At 54.3% G+C, this 15,551-nt stretch carries 12 protein-coding genes; 2 read left to right on the top strand and 10 right to left on the bottom strand.

Translation table 11 applies throughout. From position 1 onward, the window contains the following. Positions 1 to 2: 2 nt before the first annotated feature. The 3 genes from EGJ27_RS02190 to EGJ27_RS02180 are packed head-to-tail and all read right to left on the bottom strand — an operon-like array spanning position 3 to position 5,786. A complete protein-coding gene (locus EGJ27_RS02190) occupies positions 3 to 1,658 on the bottom strand; it encodes a pPIWI_RE module domain-containing protein (protein ID WP_125829074.1) in 1,656 nt (551 codons plus the stop codon). Beyond that, entirely contained in the window at positions 1,636 to 4,764 is a 3,129-nt protein-coding gene (locus EGJ27_RS02185; RefSeq protein ID WP_125829073.1) for a hypothetical protein, read from the bottom strand. Before EGJ27_RS02185 ends, EGJ27_RS02190 begins: the two co-directional genes overlap by 23 nt. Beyond that, positions 4,752 to 5,786 (bottom strand): hypothetical protein, encoded by a 1,035-nt coding sequence (locus EGJ27_RS02180; protein ID WP_125829072.1) that lies wholly within the window; start codon positions 5,784 to 5,786, stop codon positions 4,752 to 4,754. The genes EGJ27_RS02185 and EGJ27_RS02180 overlap by 13 nt, the downstream gene beginning before the upstream one ends. 335 nt (positions 5,787 to 6,121) lie before the next feature. On the opposite strand from EGJ27_RS02180, the gene EGJ27_RS02175 reads away from it, so the two are divergent. Continuing rightward, positions 6,122 to 7,165, top strand: a complete 1,044-nt coding sequence (locus EGJ27_RS02175) for a serine protease (protein WP_158619320.1) — start codon at positions 6,122 to 6,124, stop codon at positions 7,163 to 7,165. A 151-nt stretch (positions 7,166 to 7,316) separates the two neighbouring features. Here the strand turns inward: EGJ27_RS02175 and EGJ27_RS02170 are convergent, their stop codons facing one another. Then, a complete protein-coding gene (locus tag EGJ27_RS02170; protein ID WP_125829070.1) occupies positions 7,317 to 8,285 on the bottom strand; it encodes a tyrosine-type recombinase/integrase in 969 nt (322 codons plus the stop codon). Between the two features lie 193 nt (positions 8,286 to 8,478). Between EGJ27_RS02170 and EGJ27_RS02165 the strand changes: the two genes are divergently transcribed. Then, positions 8,479 to 9,552, top strand: a complete 1,074-nt coding sequence (locus EGJ27_RS02165; RefSeq protein ID WP_125829069.1) for a DNA-binding protein — start codon at positions 8,479 to 8,481, stop codon at positions 9,550 to 9,552. 252 nt (positions 9,553 to 9,804) lie between these two features. Here the strand turns inward: EGJ27_RS02165 and EGJ27_RS02160 are convergent, their stop codons facing one another. From EGJ27_RS02160 to EGJ27_RS02135, 6 genes are all read right to left on the bottom strand, one after another. Continuing rightward, positions 9,805 to 10,527, bottom strand: a complete 723-nt coding sequence (locus tag EGJ27_RS02160; RefSeq protein ID WP_125829068.1) for an HNH endonuclease — start codon at positions 10,525 to 10,527, stop codon at positions 9,805 to 9,807. Then, on the bottom strand, positions 10,527 to 11,870 hold the full coding sequence (locus tag EGJ27_RS02155; protein WP_125829067.1) for an ATP-binding protein: 1,344 nt from the start codon (positions 11,868 to 11,870) through the stop codon (positions 10,527 to 10,529). The genes EGJ27_RS02160 and EGJ27_RS02155 overlap by 1 nt, the downstream gene beginning before the upstream one ends. Positions 11,871 to 12,007: 137 nt before the next feature. Further along, positions 12,008 to 13,924 (bottom strand): AAA family ATPase, encoded by a 1,917-nt coding sequence (locus tag EGJ27_RS02150; protein WP_125829066.1) that lies wholly within the window; start codon positions 13,922 to 13,924, stop codon positions 12,008 to 12,010. After that, positions 13,914 to 14,420 (bottom strand): ABC-three component system middle component 5, encoded by a 507-nt coding sequence (locus tag EGJ27_RS02145; protein ID WP_125829065.1) that lies wholly within the window; start codon positions 14,418 to 14,420, stop codon positions 13,914 to 13,916. Before EGJ27_RS02145 ends, EGJ27_RS02150 begins: the two co-directional genes overlap by 11 nt. Then, positions 14,414 to 14,986 (bottom strand): ABC-three component system protein, encoded by a 573-nt coding sequence (locus EGJ27_RS02140; RefSeq protein WP_125829064.1) that lies wholly within the window; start codon positions 14,984 to 14,986, stop codon positions 14,414 to 14,416. Before EGJ27_RS02140 ends, EGJ27_RS02145 begins: the two co-directional genes overlap by 7 nt. Continuing rightward, positions 14,983 to 15,375: a hypothetical protein gene (locus EGJ27_RS02135; RefSeq protein WP_125829063.1), complete on the bottom strand. Its 393-nt coding sequence runs from the start codon at positions 15,373 to 15,375 to the stop codon at positions 14,983 to 14,985. The genes EGJ27_RS02140 and EGJ27_RS02135 overlap by 4 nt, the downstream gene beginning before the upstream one ends. Positions 15,376 to 15,551 lie beyond the last annotated feature (176 nt).

The following is a 15,551-nucleotide window of genomic DNA, read 5'->3' as shown; positions in this document are numbered from 1 at the left end:
GTCTACCCCTGATGACGGATATGATCCAGGTAGATAGAAAGCACTATGGTGTCTTCAGGCACCCCGCTCACACTTTGCAGGGGTTGTGGTGCGTATCCTGTGCTGCGTATGGCATCAAGGAATCCATTGATGGCAGGGTAATCGATGGCGTCCTCTTCTTCCCCTTGCTTGGCCAGCCGAGTGGCAACCAGCTTCTTGATGCGTTTGCCCATCTTACGATCCATGGGCGCGGGCTCTGAGCTGACTGTTGCGCCGGCGGCTGTCTTCGACCTTGCTTCAGTGATGTGAAACAAAAACTGCGTCGCTATACCATGCTTGGCAAACAACGTGCGCAAGATATGTTTCGGGTCAGTATCACTCTTGGTCGCCACCTCGGGCACGGTCTCGACGATTGCCACAGGCGCCCCCATCAGCTTCACAACTGGAAGCACTTGCGTCTCAAACCATTGCTTCAAGTGATCAAATGATGTGATGGTCGTAAGCGCCTCCATGGCTCCAGGACGTTGTACTTGCTGAAGCACGACTTCAGGCTTGGTGCCTGCTGAAAATACCGGCGTCAGGTCTTCCAGGTTGTCATGGACATGCGCGACTCTTGCCATGATATCGGTGTGTGCCGTTATGACCGCCACCTTGATTGGAGTGACGGGCGTTTGCACCACGCCGCGGCCGCTGGCGATCAACTTACCCACGTACCGCGTGAGCATGGGCTTGGCACTCGGAACGCACTTTTGGAAGTGAAAACTGGCTTGATCGAGAAACAGCGGGCCGGCTCCATTGCCAACTGGCCAAAATGGCGGCAGATGCGCATGAATAGGCCGAAGGTTTCCAGCCAACTCAAGCTCACCCTGCCCAAGGGGTGGCAGTGAAGGCTCGCCAAGCTTCATGAGCACTCTATCGGCCACGGTGGAGTACCGAGTTTCAAATTGTCCGTCCTTCATCGGTGGGATCTGGATGGCAAACTTGGAAATACCTCGGTCAGTCTTGTACCAGACCTTATGGGTAGGATGTCGCCATTGAGGCAATATATGGCTAAGGTGCACGCCCACTGCCGCGTAAGGCCGCTGGCGACGGTGAACCAGCAGCAGTTGAGTGGTGATCGCATGCATCGCAATCGCCCGGCGATCGTCCTTTGCGTACATGAGCGGCTGATCCCACGCCAGCAATGTCGAATCGCTGCAGAGGCTGAGCGTCAACGGTTTCGAAGACTCCATCTGCTGCTCGGTCAATTGCCTGGCCAGCATCCAGGGCACAACCTTGTACATTGCTTCCGACTGCTTAGGATCGGCGAACAGAGTTGAAGCGTCGAGGTGCACTGCGTCTTCGGGACGCAGAAACTGCGTCACCTCGTCAGCGCCAGTCGTTATTTCACGTGCCCATATTCTGAGGGCCTCGCACAACTGACTGTAGGAAATCGGGTTGAGGGAGGCGATCGCCGTGCCACCACCTTTGGCGGCCGTCTTGTAGTTGACCCACACCGGCCCTCCCGACAATGCAGCTAGCACTTCTTCGAGGCCAGCACTTGGCAAATACTGTTTATTGTAGAGTCTGGTAAGCTGCTTCCAGCCATGGCAGTACTCGTCCGTGGCCCGGAACTGATAAACAGGCGGAAGTTCTTCCGGGTCGAACTGAAGCAGGTTAGTCCTCAGCTGAAGGCTCATCGTGATATCTCCGACCAGAGTCATTTTCAGATTTTTCGATGTACAGCTGCATGGCCTCAACAAGCCCCGCGTGATGACGCGAGAATTCAGGCCACTGGCCGGCGTCCTCGAGAGTCTTGATCGTGCCAGCCAACAGCTGCGCCCACGTCGTACGGTTGTCAAAAAATGCGGCGTCGGCGAGATAGCAGGTGACCGGAGTTCCGCCTCGACGTGCGCGTCCCACCAACTGCGTCAGTGTGACTAGGACGTTCATGATGGTGAAGTGACGAATCGCCTTGGGTTGGCGGCTGAAGTAGGGCGGCGATGTACGAATTCCATTGAGTGTCTTGTTCGCCAACGCCCTCTCCTCCATGAGCGCCAACCCAGGGCTGACATTGGGGAGTAGCTGATCACCCACGATGTAGCAGAGGTGGGCCAAATTATTGCTCGGCTGATCCGAAGAAGGCATGGGCCTTACGCAAACAACGACTCCGCCCAACGCAGATTTTCCTTGGTCAGTGACCATGTTATGTCCGCGAGCCATTGGATAGATGGAGCTGTCGAGCAACTCCATCTGCGCGCCTGGGCCAGCAGCAAAATTGGCCAAATCGTCATACGTCATCCGCTGCTCACGTGGCAGCCGATCCTGTCGGTCAGCCTTTTTCCCGCCCCTGAACCATCCGATTCGCTTCGATCCCCCACTGACCTCATATAGGGTGGACGCCAGCTCTTCGGCCTCTGCATCGCTCCCTGTCACCAGAAGTAATCGAGCACGCTCCTTGGTCGTGTCGTCCAGCCGAAGAGCCTCAAGCTTGGCGTCAAGCCACGGCCAGATCTCCTGGCCCAAAGCACGTACATTTTCAAGCCGGTTATCCAGGTCTGAACCCGAGACATGAACACTGACGGGTACATCTTCAAAGACGATGTTCCCCTTCGCATCAGGAACATCCACAAGCGTTTTTGCTTTCAAATCGAAGCTGCTGGCGCCAGGAAAAAAGGCTGTCGCGCTGAATCCGATAAAGGTGCGATCGACGTTGGCAAAAATCTGTGAGGTCAGGTTTGGCAGAAATTGCAGCGTGCGATGCGGATCACCGCACATAGCCACGACCTGGAGCGACCACATGCCCCGCCCCGTACGTTTGCGTTTGAACCCGTAGACGACCCGTTGAAGTGGGCCCAGAGGCGTTGGGCTGAACGGAGCGGAGCCCGCCAGATCCTGTTGCACCTTCAATGCAGAGAGTACCTTGGCGCGCACCAGCGCAGGGATGTCGGCATACAACGTGCGAAGGCTCTCCTCGATGTAGTGCAAGCTGGCCCTCAAGATCAGCGCAGCCTTGAGCCGCCCAGCCTGGTCTTCGCTGAGGTGTTTGCCTAGTTTCTTCGTTGTGCCCAGCTCATTGAGCGCCAGTTTTATGCCCAACGAGACCTCTTCTGGCCCAGGTTGAGGATTGTTCCTCGAAAACGTCCTTAGCAGCGCCTGCAGGTCATGGAGGTGTTCCGGGATGGGGTCTTCGTTAAAGCCGCAAACGGCGTCAAGAGACTCAACAGGGACAGCCAGACCCTCACTGATCATCAGGTCATCCGCGCGTTCCCAGACCGTTTCGCGATTTGGCCATGGCAGGTGCTTTTCGTTTCGCGCCAAACGCAGCAGCCGCGTGGTATTCATGATCACAGCAGGGCAGGCTCGCTGCACCCTAAACAGCACGCTGTCATCCAGGTCGGGAATGCTGTCTTTGCCGAACACTTCGAGGTAAAGCTCCGCCAGGCTGCTGTGCTCGTGATGGTTGCTCAGTGGCAGCTCGAACTTGCTGGTGTCGATTGCGCTCTGGAGAAGTCCGTCGATTTCATCAATGAGGAACAAGGGGGATGATCGCAGCAACAACTCGAGGATGCTTCGGGTGGAAGCGCCATCGCCGGCGATGGGGATGCGAGTTGTGCTGGAGATCAGGGCGTGATGGTTAACGACAACAATGTCAGCTGAAAGCGCCTGCTCAAGCATGGTGCGCTTGCCACACTGCCCGATAAGTGGGCACACGCGCAGCCTTTTGACATTCTCCTCGCCCTCTTTCACGCCCGTTATGTGAAGGTTGAAACAGGGTTCATCGTCAGCAACGCTTGTGGAGTCATCCGTTGCGCAATAATCCAATAAACACCGGTATTCATAGGGATGGTCATCCCGACCTTTCGAGATGTAATGAGCGCCCGCTTGTGCAATTTTTCGCTGAGAGTGCAGAGGGGCGATCTGCAAATTTGGCCCAACAACCGCAGCCTCCCGCTTCAGCTCTTCAACGGTGTTGCGGACATCGGTAAGCGTCGGGACAGCAATCACGACCCGATGCCCCTCCAGCGCACTGGTGATTGCCATCAGTTTCACCCCTACGCTTTTGCCGGAACCGGTGGGTGCATTGACGCGGTAAAAAACGCCCGAAGCCGCTTCCATGAAGCCATTTTCAGGGACAATGTTCGCAAGGGACGTCCGGTGGCTGGCATGCAATCCGAGCGACTGATCTGCCGCTTGCTCGTCGAGCCGGGTGGCGAGGTCATGGAGGACATGCCAGTCCCAGCGAAACAACGGCTGGTGAGGAGCATCATGGAGTTCCAGTTTGGCATCTGGGTTATCAAGCCGTGGTCGAAGCTCCTCCGGGATGACGAAGGTGCGATACCCGTCAGATGTTTGCTCCCGAAGCTTCAGCGCGCCAGTGGGCGGGAAGGCCTGGGTCGACGACGCCGTCGGAGGTTGTTTCACCGCGGCCAGCAACTCCTCGATCAGCCCGTCCAGATCGAATCCAGGCTTCAGGCAGTAGAAATCTCTTTCCCTGATCGCTGGCCCAAATGGAAGCCCTGGCTGGGTTACACCCTCTGCGATCCGAAACGCCCCTTTCGATGACGTCAACAACTTGCTGGCTTGGCCAATAAAATTGCCGCTGAAATTGAGGTCATATGGACGCCATTTGATGAGCTGTATCACCTGCCCACGGGCAGTGGGCGTCGCGGTTTCCCAGCCGAGCCAAAGATGAGGACGCCCGGTGATCAAGGCTTCGGCGTCAGCGAGCATGGGCTCCTTGCTGATGTGTTTGACGGCAAGGGCAAGCGCCAGGTTGGGCGCGTTCTCAGTTAGCGTCGGCATAAGCGGCTGATTCGACTGTGGCACTGAGATTCAGTGAGGATTACGCGTGGATCGCATTGCTCACGCAGGGAGGCTACATAGTCCGCCTGATAATCAGGTATCACGATCCAGGAGCCATTCGGTTCACTGGAGGCCAGGTGGTACCCCAGCATCGAGGGAGATCTCCATACCTTGGCGTCCAGCCATATTTCCTGGTCACCCACGCATACCTTCACATCCGCCCGATCAACCTCTGGCCAAAGCGTGGGCGTAAGCCCCAGCTTTGCGATCCTATCATGCAATCTGCGCTCGAGAATTCCCGGAATCAGGGTGAATTTCCATAACGCGGTATTCAGGCGGTACCTATTTTCAGCCGCGACGCCAGGCACCGCTTTACCGGTATCAATCCGATACAGCTCACCACCCATCCAGCGGCAAAGACCTACGTTTTTTTCACACCACTGAGCGCCGCAGCATACCTCTGTGCGGTGAATCTGCATGGGCCAACCACAACTCGGGCACGGGTAGATCTTGCCGGCCTTTATGAGGTGCTCGGGAATTTCCTCGAAGGCATAACGGAACTGAACGCCCAGCTCCATTAGAAAATCCGTCGCCTCGCTGGCATGGATGTGGGCGTGTTCACAGAGAAAAAGGCGGAATGCCCGGTATTCGTTGTCTCCGTGTGGACGTAGCTTGCAACGTTCTCTGACGTCCTCGACCATTGCCTGAACGCGTTCCCAACCCAGGCGTCGATCGTATTCCAGTGCAATATCGTCGCAAAGGACGCTGGGTACGCCGTCAACCTCGAGGCAACCTTCAAAGCCGTTTCGGTATCGGGCGTCGATCCATTTCTCGATAGGTAAGCTCAGGCAGCGGGTGAGGGCGGCGATGCCCAAGGCAGGCTGATCCGGGTTCAGCCACCACAAAATGGCACTGACCTGGCGAAGAAGTGCATGGCGTTCAACGACCATCGATGCGTCGAGTTGGGTAGCCTTGACCAATACGCTCATCAGTCGCTGAGCGTCGCTTTCGATCGGAACCATGGGCCCTCCGAAATGCGCGCACACAACGCAAATGAGCCATGCGCCTCAGGTTTTGCGGTTAAAATGCCGACAATGAGGCTGGTTCAATATTCGTGATAATGCAAGGCGCTCCGCCTAACGGAGTCCAGGCGACTTTTTCAATGGGCAGGGGAGGGGCGTATCGCGGCAACATACGCAGCCAAGGCGATTTCGCTACCACTCGTGTCGTGGAATACGCCACCATTCCTAGTCTAGTTGACCTCCCGCATAACCTTGTACCCGCTGACCGGCATCCACCCCATTGCAGACGAAATAAGCGTACTGGCTTGCACGTTGGAAAAAAGACGGGTCATGGGATGCATGAGCTATTTCAAACCTTCCGAGCGACGACTCCATGTCTTTATCCACATCACCAATTCGACGCAAACTTCAACCGTTGGAAGCCGCCAACCGGCAAGCAATGGCAGTGCATGCGTTCAATTTTTTTTAGCCCCATGCGCTATGACGAAAACCGTCATGCGTTGGCAGCCCCCGAGACGCCAGGCGAAACAAGACCGTTTTCCGTTCAACAGTTTTTGACGTACTTGGAGCAGACCAACATATTCCCGAACGCAATGCAGTTTATTCCCCAAGTGAAAGGCGTTCTGGATGCGATGGAGCGTGAAGGGATACTTGTTGCGATGGGAAACGGGCCCTTCGTGGCCGCTCCAAAGTTTTATTACACAATGAAATTTTTAAGCAAAAGAGAGGAGAGTGGACATGCGTGGCTAACGCCTGCACTCGGCCCAGATTACCTGTATTGGCATTTCGGCCCGCACACCGTCCACCTGATCGGGGACAACGACGGTCAAGAGCGCGGCGGGACGGGCTGGATCATTTCTGATCGACACGTGCTCACATGTGCGCATGTCATTGGTGACATGGACGTGCGGCCTATTCAACATGTCAAAGGACGTGATTGCGCCGTTAGGTGTACCTATCAACATCCAACGATTGACGTCGGGGTTGTTGAGTTCGAAGAGCCGTGCTTGCAATCAGACACGACCATTGGTTTCCGAGATCCAGTTATTGGGGAGCAGCTCTTCGTGCTCGGGTATCCCCCGGTGCCCATGTCTAGCGAAGCTCCACTCATACTTCAGGGAGGTGAGGTCGTGAATGAAAGCATTGCAGATTATCAACGTAGGCAGGTGTTCCTCTATTCTGCGATTGCTCGCCCTGGGAATAGTGGCGGGCCTATCGTTGCTCGAACGGGCCACATCCTAGGGATCGTCACAGAGGATAGATACGATCCTGAACGTCCCCAAGTGCAATTTTTTGCTGGAATCTCCACCTCGACGATTACGCGAGCCTTGTCCGAGCTACCGGTTGATGTTGAACTCCCCCTTGAAACCTATGAGTAGCCAACCATAGCCATGGTTTTTTGAGTCTGGGAGCGGCGGCAACCAAAACCGAGCCGCTCAGGGGGTTCTTGTTTCCCGCCAACCCGAACTCATCCAAACCTTCTGCCGAGATGGGCCGATCAAGGCTACGTAACTAGGGGCTGATGCGTCATCAGCCACTACGGGGTTTAGGCGCATTCGCTCCGATTCCCATCTTGGGTGCTGTGATGGATAGCCCTCCGAACGAAACAGTGGCATCTACATAACGCAGAGCGGACTTCATATCCTTCCAGCCCACATAGCTCATCAGCCCCTTGATGTCCCAGCCACTGGCCGAGGCCCAAGTTGCGAAACCGCGGCGCAGCGAGTGGCTACTATAGAGTTCTCCAGGCAATCCGGCCTCTTTCAGAATCCGGCGCAGCACCGGAATCAGGCTGTGCGGCTGCAAGCCTTTGCCTGACAGATTGCCCCAGCGATCAATCCGCTGAAACACAGGGCCTTTGGCGATCCCAGCTACCGTCACCCAGTTAATGTAGGCCTCCACTGGGCAGAGCATGGCGAGCGCCGGCGTCTGGAATGTCGTTCCCTCATGCTGGCGGTCACCCTTGGTGTAGGGCAGGAAGAAGGTGATGCCTTCACTGCTGATGGCTTGGGTGTTCTCAACCGTCAGCCTGGCCAGCTCATCGCCCCGGAAACCGCGCCAGAACCCAATGAGGATGATCGCCACCGATCGGCGGTGTCGGATCAGCGACTTGTAGTCCCCGCGTTCAACCGCAACCGCAGCTTCTCTTTCAAGCCAGGTGATTGCTTGCTCAAGGTGCTCGAGGAGCAGCGGGGCAGCCTGTTTGACCTGGGCGGGGTGCACAACCCTGATCCCTTTGATCATCTGGCGCACGTCAGGCGTCTTGGTCGGATCAGGGAAACCCTGAGTGATGTGCCATTGGGCAAGCGCTGCCAAGCGTTGCTTTAGGGTGTTTAGGGAGAGCTTGTCCGCATACTCAGCCAAGTAGCGAACGATGCCTGCGCCGGTAGTGGGTAGGTACCCACCCCAAGTCACCTCGAAATGCTCGATCGCGGAACGGTAGCTTTTACGCGTGTTCTCGCGAGTACCGGCGCTCAGGTACCGATCAGCCTTCTCCACCGTTTTGTCCTCAAAGTCGACGCATTTCGCCCGTGTACGCCATCGAGCCGCTTTCGAGGCGCGGAAAACGATCAAGAGGCGATAAACTTCTATTATGTGCTTCTAGAAATCGAAGATCAAACGGCGTAAAATTTGCGTTTCATGTTACGTATTTACATGTCATGTAACACAGTACGAAATCGTAGGAGGATCGATGGCCAGAGGCGGAATCAATAAAGCTGTTGTGCAAAAAGCACGTCAGACGCTGCTGGCTAGAGGAATCAATCCAAGTATTGATGCCGTGCGGGTTGAGCTCGGAAACACAGGCTCCAAATCCACGATCTCTCGGTATCTAAAAGAGCTTGAAGGTTCCAGCCCAGCAGTTGCTCCCGCATCGCGTGAACGCTTGGGAGAAGCGCTCAGCGGGATGGTGCAGACACTCCTGGATCAGCTTATGGAGGAGGGCCAGGAAGCCATCTCCGAAGCCACCGCGGCCTTTGCGCTGGAGCGCACGAGGCTCGAGGCCCAGATTCTCGAACTCACATCTGCGCTTGCGAAGGTTGAGCGTCAGTCGGCGACCCAACATGCCGCGCTGGAGGTGCAGAGTGCCGAACTCGCAACCGCCCAATCCTCGCTACAGGCTGAACTGACACGAAACGCTGGTCTCCGCCAGCGCTGCAGCGACCTCGAGGCTCTGGTTGTCGAGAAGGACAAGCACATTCAGTCGCTGGAGGAAAAGCATGTCCAGGCCCGTGGCGCTTTAGAGCACTATCGGGAGGCGGCGAAGGAACAGCGAGATCAGGATCACCGTAAGCATGAGTCTCAACTGCATGAGATGCAGGTCGAACAGCGCAAGCTGCGAGAAACGATTGCGGTTAAACAGGATGAATCGACACGGCTCAATCGTGATAACGAACGTCTGCTCGGGGAAGCCAGGCAGCAAGCCAAACACCTGCACACTCAGGAATCCCTGGTTCAATCGCTCAACAACCAGGTCGAGACATTGCGTCAAGGAGAGGCGAAGACCGCTGGCGTGGCTGAGCATCTCAACGAGCAGATTTCCGCGCTGCGTGAGGAAGTTAAGGCGCTTCACAAGGCAGCGGCTATAGCAGAGCTGAGAGAGCAAGAAACCGTAGCGACGATCACGTCACTGCAAAACGAGAACGAACAACTGCGGCGCGCTCGCCCTGTAGAGTCCGCTCCGGGAGAGGGAAGCAAGGCGTCCCCTCAGGTTGAAAATCAGCAAGGCAACGAGAAAGCAAAAAACTCAAAACGACCCAGGAGATGAATCATGGATCAGATCACAAGCAATCTAGGTAGCAGTGAGGAAGTTTCATCCAGCTGGAAGCACGCTCATCAGCGCCTGTCCTTGATGCTGACGGAGAGATCTGACCGCGCGGCACCCAATCAAACGAGTCAAAATCGTCTGGAACCTCGAAGTCTGAATTGTCTGCATGCTTTGAGACGATGAGGTGTACCCGCAGCATGTGGAGCGGGTAGCAGCCCCGTCGCCCGTGATCCAGAGAGAAATGAGCGAACCTCAGAGCTTACCTGCTCGCCTGCGCCGCTTGATGACTTTCACAACAGCATCAGACACTTCTCGCGCTCGGTGCGCGTCGAGTTCGGCCATCGCGCCGACGAGCAGCGACAGCCATCCACCACGGCTTTCCAGGCGCTCAGAAAGCGCCCGTGCTTCGATCGCCTCGATTTCATTCAATCCGGCACCTCGAACTGTTCTGACGCCTTTGGGGGTAATGCCTTTGAAAATCCAGTTTTTGGCAACCTGGATGTGATCTGAGTAGTTATGCACATAGGGATTCACCCAGCGAAAATCGTCAGGATTAGTTGGGTAGGGCGCCCCAGAAGCCAGGCTAGGTTTCAGCACCGGGAGTCGAAGGACAGGAGGGCCTCCTACAGGAACGAACATGCGATCAAAACGGTATCTCCACGTCTTGAAATGCCCGTTCTTTCTGCCATTGCAGGTGCCGCAGCTTAGCGCTAGATTACGGATCTCGTAGGTATAGCCCGCGTACGCATCCTTATCGATGAAATGTTCGAGCTGGCTTGCATAATCATCAAACAACGTTCTTCGGCAAAAACAGCACTGGGCTTTTTGAGCCAGTCTTAAAGATTTTTTAATTTCAGCCTTGAATGTCTTTAAGACTACCTTTCCGGAGCTCCATGTTGTCCCTGCCAACGCTAAAGCGCTCGTCCCAGCGGGGTAGTCAGGGACTGGATCAATTTTCTCAAATTTGATTTTCATCACACGACCTCTTCATCGAGAAGAGCATCGATCACAGCTACCAATGGATCAGTATCGAGTAAGGATTCGCGGATGTTCAGCAGATTAGGGATAATCGATGTAAATTCAATACTATCCAGGCCATTGGTTTCCACAAGTGATATAGCCTTTTGAACAGTATCCACCACCAGCTTGTTGCGACTTGAGCCGACACCGAATTGATTGAGTAATAGCTGGTCAGACGAAGCGCCGTAAGAGGCAAGAGTCAGTACGGGCTCCTCATCAGTAAGGTCAATGACCGTGCTGCCTTGAATAGCCGACCCCACGATGAGCGGAGAATGAGTGGAAACGACCAAGTGTCCGTCATCCAGAATGTGATCACAGACCTGGAAGATCAGCGCCATCAAGGATCTCTGCCACTGCGGGTGAAGATTATTTTCTGGCTCGTCTATTAGCAAAACGGAAGATTTTTCCAGGCTGAAACCAATCCCCAGAATGGTAGTGAGAAGATGGAACTCTCCAGAACTGAGCTCGAAGATAGAGAACGGATTTTTTGATTGAGTTCGACACACCTTGGCTTCATTCAGTTTTATGATGTCGAGCAGTAGCCCCAGACGAATGACGTTCACCGAAGTCGGTTCGCAGGAAGGGCCATTAGGATCGATTATTAATGACAGCTTTCTTCTGGGCCGCTCTAGGAGGAGATCGAGTTCGTCAAACTCTTCGAGCGTGAATTCACTTAAAAACCATTGAGCAAGTTGAAAGCTGATTCTTTCGAAAAACTGCCCTCTGCGATCTGCTTTGGCGTCGACTTGTTTTTCAAGCAGGAGCTTTCTAATGCCCTTTGCACGAAGAGCCTCTGTGCTAAGTATGTACTCAACCCGTGGAGCGACGCCTACAAGACGATGGCACTCGGAGTAAAAATTCCAGGCGTATCTATTTTTTTTCGATGCATTCAAGGCAGATGTAAGTAACGTTTCGAGTGGGAGTTTTTGGCTAAGTAGGTTGCCGTATACTCGCTGTCCGTAATAGGTGTAGTTTGGAACATCGAAAAGAGTTCTGCCGCCGCCAGGTTTCTCTTTCTGCGGAAACCGGTCTGAAGGAGAGCCGGATACGCAGACAACGTGAGAAGTCGGCTTAGGCTTTTTTGTTCTTGATCTTCTCGGGGGCTTTTCATCTTCGGACGGGGTGATTAAGTCATAGACAAGTTGTTTGAGAAGGGTGCTCTTGTGAGAGCCGTTTTGCCCCGTCAGGATCGTGGTCTTGTACTTGGTGTCGAAGGCAGCAGCGTCGGGATGTAGAAGACTTATCTGTTTTGTATGTCCCTGCCACGTGCGCCACGTGGCTGTTTGAACTGCAGGCATATGGAGCTCCTTGCAAATGATAGAGTGCTAAGGCTGGTATGGAATGGACTATTGCGCCGAATTCCTGAGCGGTTGAAGAGAGCCCCCTGGCGCGATCGTATGGTTGACAACGCCATGGCAGGCTCGCGCTCAGGTTGTCAAAGATTAAGTGTGTGAGTGCCTTTGATGTAGTGTGGCCCTACACAAAGGTCGGACTTATCGAGGGTCGGGTCAACCATCGAAGTGGTCATGATCACCTGGTACGGCGTGTTTTGATACTCGGCCAGCGCATCTACCAGGACTCGCTGGAAGTTTTGGCTGCGATCAGGCCCCATTCCTTTATCCTCGGTGTTGTCCAGAAGGAAGAGGCGCGGGTAACGCATGCTCTCGTCCTCTAAGGACTCCAGCAGGATCGCTAGGTGGAAGCTGTTCTTCAAGACGGTTTCAGAACTGGCAGAAAACTTGGAGCGGCCATCGACCAACATGAAATCTTTAGCGAAATCGAACAGAACAGTTTGGGCATTGTTGAAAGCCGGCTCGAATCCACCATCCATTTTCAGGAGCTCGACGGTCTTTTCAGACAGCTTGCTTTCGACGGTTTCGCGGCGCTCACTGGTTCTGGCCTTGCTGTCTGCAATCCGCTCTTTCAAATCACCCATCGTGCCATTGAGGCTTTCTTTCTTCGCTATCAGCCCTTCGATTGCGCTAACCAGCTGTGCCTTGGTCTCAAGGTTCTTGATCCGCTCTTCAATAGTGCCAATGTTGGAGGAGACCTCATTGAGCTGCAGCACGCGGTCAGAACTCAAACGCAATGCTGCAATGTGATTGGCCTTTACGGTTTGAAGCATGCGCTGATTTGATGCGAGGTAGCGGGAGTGCTCGCTGAGTTTGGTGCGCAGCTCCACCAGAACCTTTGTGCTTTCTTTCTTCTGAAACAACAGTTCATTGAGCGCAGCCAGGTACGAGGCCTCACGAGACTTATCATCCAATTCGGCCTTGCACAGGTGACATTTCTCTCGCCCCGCATCGGTCAGCGCGCACAGGCAACTTGGACAAAACTTGAATCTGACTTCCCCAAAAAAGTCGTAAGCGGTGCGAGACTCCTTGAGCGCCTTGATTCGGGACTCGATAGCGGTAATGAACAGCTCGGACTCGAGGATCTCGTTGACCATCTCGGCTTGTTTGGCTGTGCGGATGTCGATTTCCTTTGTCAGAGCGGCAATCTCTTGACCCGCCTGGGCAGCCTTAACTTTGAGCTCGTCATCGGAGCTCGCCTCCTCAGGCTGCGCCAGCAGTACCTCCCGGCGGTCAAGCAATCGCCTCAACTCAAGGGTGGCGTTGTCGATGTCAGTCTGAAGCGCTGCGACGCGCAGGACACCTTCAGAAGGGGATACGAACCTGTAAATCGAATCGAGCTGACCGTCGATCTGGGCAAACTCAGACTCTGCTTTTGAAAGCTGCTGCTTCAACGCATAGATGCCAAGGTCATCTAGACCGAGCAGAAAATCCCCGATAGCTTGACGCATGCTGGGCTTGTCAAATGTTGAATGTTCGGCCCGCAGAATCTTGTTCACCGCGGTGCCTTGGTCAACGTAGATTAGACGCAGGACTTGGTGAATGGTCAGGTTCGCGAAATCATCAGTCTGGCTGTGAGGCCAGTTCAAGAGCTCAAAAATCTGCTGTGAAAAACTCAGCTTTTCGTCGGTTCGACTGATGCCGTAACTTTGCCAGACTGAGGCTGAGTTTATGGCAAGCAGGTGCTCATAGCTCCCGTCAAAGAAATTCATGGGGGGCTTTTTGCCGGGCTGTACCTGCCGATGGATCGTCAGTACGTGACCATTGAGCTCGATCTCCGCGAAGACAGCATCGCACGACCTTGCTTCCTCGTTCCACCGGTCTTCCGCGATGTCTCCACCCAGACAACTGAAGAGGAAATCCATGATGGTGGACTTACCGACGCTGTTGGCACCACGAATGATGTTGACGCCTCTGTGGAAAGTCTCGTCGTAAACGACTTTCCCGCCTTTGCCGATAATGAAGCGATTGATGAAAAACGTGGACGCTTTAGAGGTCATAAATATACTCCATCAACCCGGAGCGCCGCTTGAGGCCTTTTGACCCGTCGAACTGTACAGATGGAAGCCCCTTGGTGATCACGGCAAAGGCGTCGCTCGTGAGGAAATCATCCGTGGCCAGTAAGTCGATGTAAGCAGAAGAGAGGGATTCGGGCTCTAGTTCCATGATGCCTTTATCAAATGCGGATTTGGAAATGACGCCCTTCGCTATGAGTTCGAGCGTTGCGGATTTTTGGAAGGTTTCCAGTTCAAAAAATGTGCGGGCAGGATTGGTAAGATCCTCGAACTGCTCCGGAATTTTTGAGACCTGGGCTTTCATTTTGGAAATTTCCCGCGGCCACGGGTGAATGCATTTCAGTTGCCCCGGGAACAGGTAATAAAAATCAAGCATTCTCAAGAGCGGCCAGCTGATCTGGGTCTCGCGAGTCGCATTGAGGATTGACACAATTCGGTAGAGACAATGGTTCGCATCGAAGGCAGGGTGATACATCAGCATTTCGATTTCTCCCAAATCAGGTGACACTTCCCGGTTAGGAAATACAGCATTCCCGAGATTATGTACTGATCTACGGTGAAGTCTTCAGCCATCACCTCACGAAAAATCGTGTCCACGATTCCATGTAGTATTACGGTGTCGATGACGGTGTCGGGAGCCCCCTGCTTCATGAGAGGGCGAACCTGTTCCTCAAAGGCGAAGCTGATCTTTTGCAGGATGTAAAGAAAAATACCTTGGCGCCTTCGATTGAGCTGCGATTTGAACAGACGCTTGGCAAACGCATCTTTTCGCTCAATCGCGATTTCGAGAAGATCGTCCCGGCCACCGTTGCGCAGCTTCTGTTCAAGGCCAATAACAGGAGTTTGGGTTTTTTGGTTCGTGAAAAAATCCAGGCGCCCAATGAAGTACTGAAAATCCTCGTCGGTCTCACTCAGCTCCTGGATTTGGGTTAGGAGCCGAGACAGAGCTGCGGGATCAGGCGGGGGAGGGTTTATGATGTAATGGGTATCATCGCCCACCCGGAGATCCCCATCTACACGGGAACCCCACAAGTTCGCTTTATTCATTTCTTTTCGTAGGTTTTGTTGTTGCCGGCCTGGACATTTCCATGGACGGTGGTGCGTTTGAGGTTGACGGTGTTGCTCCCGGCCTTTGGCTTGAGGCCGGCATTCACCAACGCCAGACACAGACCGAACACCACCAGCACGATTAGCGCGAGAAGAGCGAAGAGCTCAGTGTGCGTGAGGTTTTTGAGATAAGGAGATGCGATGATCTGCGGATAGACGGTATAACCTACGAATGCTGCCACAGCACCGATGCCGCAATACTTGACGGCACCTGCCCAGAATCCTTCCATGACTAATCCAGTAGCTGAAATCAAAACGCTATCATTGCTCATCAGGCCCCAGTCGTAAAGCTTAACTTGTTCGTAAATTAAGGCTTTTGAACGACGCACACATGCGCTCAGAGGCCGCGCATGCACCCAGCCGCATGACAGCTATTTCATGAATTACCTCAAAGCATTGTTTTAAGATCGGCCCTCCGATTATCGACCGCCCACGAGTCAACACGTGCCGGTCATCCGAGGCTGATGCCCCCCCAACAGCACGACTAAAATGCAAAGGCTAAGCA

Source organism: Pseudomonas sp. v388, assembly GCF_003935425.1.
In the GTDB taxonomy this organism is placed as follows: domain Bacteria; phylum Pseudomonadota; class Gammaproteobacteria; order Pseudomonadales; family Pseudomonadaceae; genus Aquipseudomonas.
The sequence above is the reverse complement of the archived record's forward strand: the minus strand, read 5'-3'. Positions and strand labels throughout refer to the sequence as shown.

Excerpts from the sequence above, each read along its gene's own strand:
- EGJ27_RS02190 (WP_125829074.1), bottom strand. The coding sequence starts at position 1,658 with ATGAGCCTTCAGCTGAGGACTAACCTGCTTCAGTTCGACCCGGAAGAA.
- EGJ27_RS02185 (WP_125829073.1), bottom strand. The coding sequence starts at position 4,764 with ATGCCGACGCTAACTGAGAACGCGCCCAACCTGGCGCTTGCCCTTGCC.
- EGJ27_RS02180 (WP_125829072.1), bottom strand. The coding sequence starts at position 5,786 with ATGGTTCCGATCGAAAGCGACGCTCAGCGACTGATGAGCGTATTGGTC.
- EGJ27_RS02175 (WP_158619320.1), top strand. The coding sequence starts at position 6,122 with ATGCATGAGCTATTTCAAACCTTCCGAGCGACGACTCCATGTCTTTAT.
- EGJ27_RS02165 (WP_125829069.1), top strand. The coding sequence starts at position 8,479 with ATGGCCAGAGGCGGAATCAATAAAGCTGTTGTGCAAAAAGCACGTCAG.
- EGJ27_RS02160 (WP_125829068.1), bottom strand. The coding sequence starts at position 10,527 with ATGAAAATCAAATTTGAGAAAATTGATCCAGTCCCTGACTACCCCGCT.
- EGJ27_RS02155 (WP_125829067.1), bottom strand. The coding sequence starts at position 11,870 with ATGCCTGCAGTTCAAACAGCCACGTGGCGCACGTGGCAGGGACATACA.
- EGJ27_RS02150 (WP_125829066.1), bottom strand. The coding sequence starts at position 13,924 with ATGACCTCTAAAGCGTCCACGTTTTTCATCAATCGCTTCATTATCGGC.
- EGJ27_RS02145 (WP_125829065.1), bottom strand. The coding sequence starts at position 14,420 with ATGCTGATGTATCACCCTGCCTTCGATGCGAACCATTGTCTCTACCGA.
- EGJ27_RS02140 (WP_125829064.1), bottom strand. The coding sequence starts at position 14,986 with ATGAATAAAGCGAACTTGTGGGGTTCCCGTGTAGATGGGGATCTCCGG.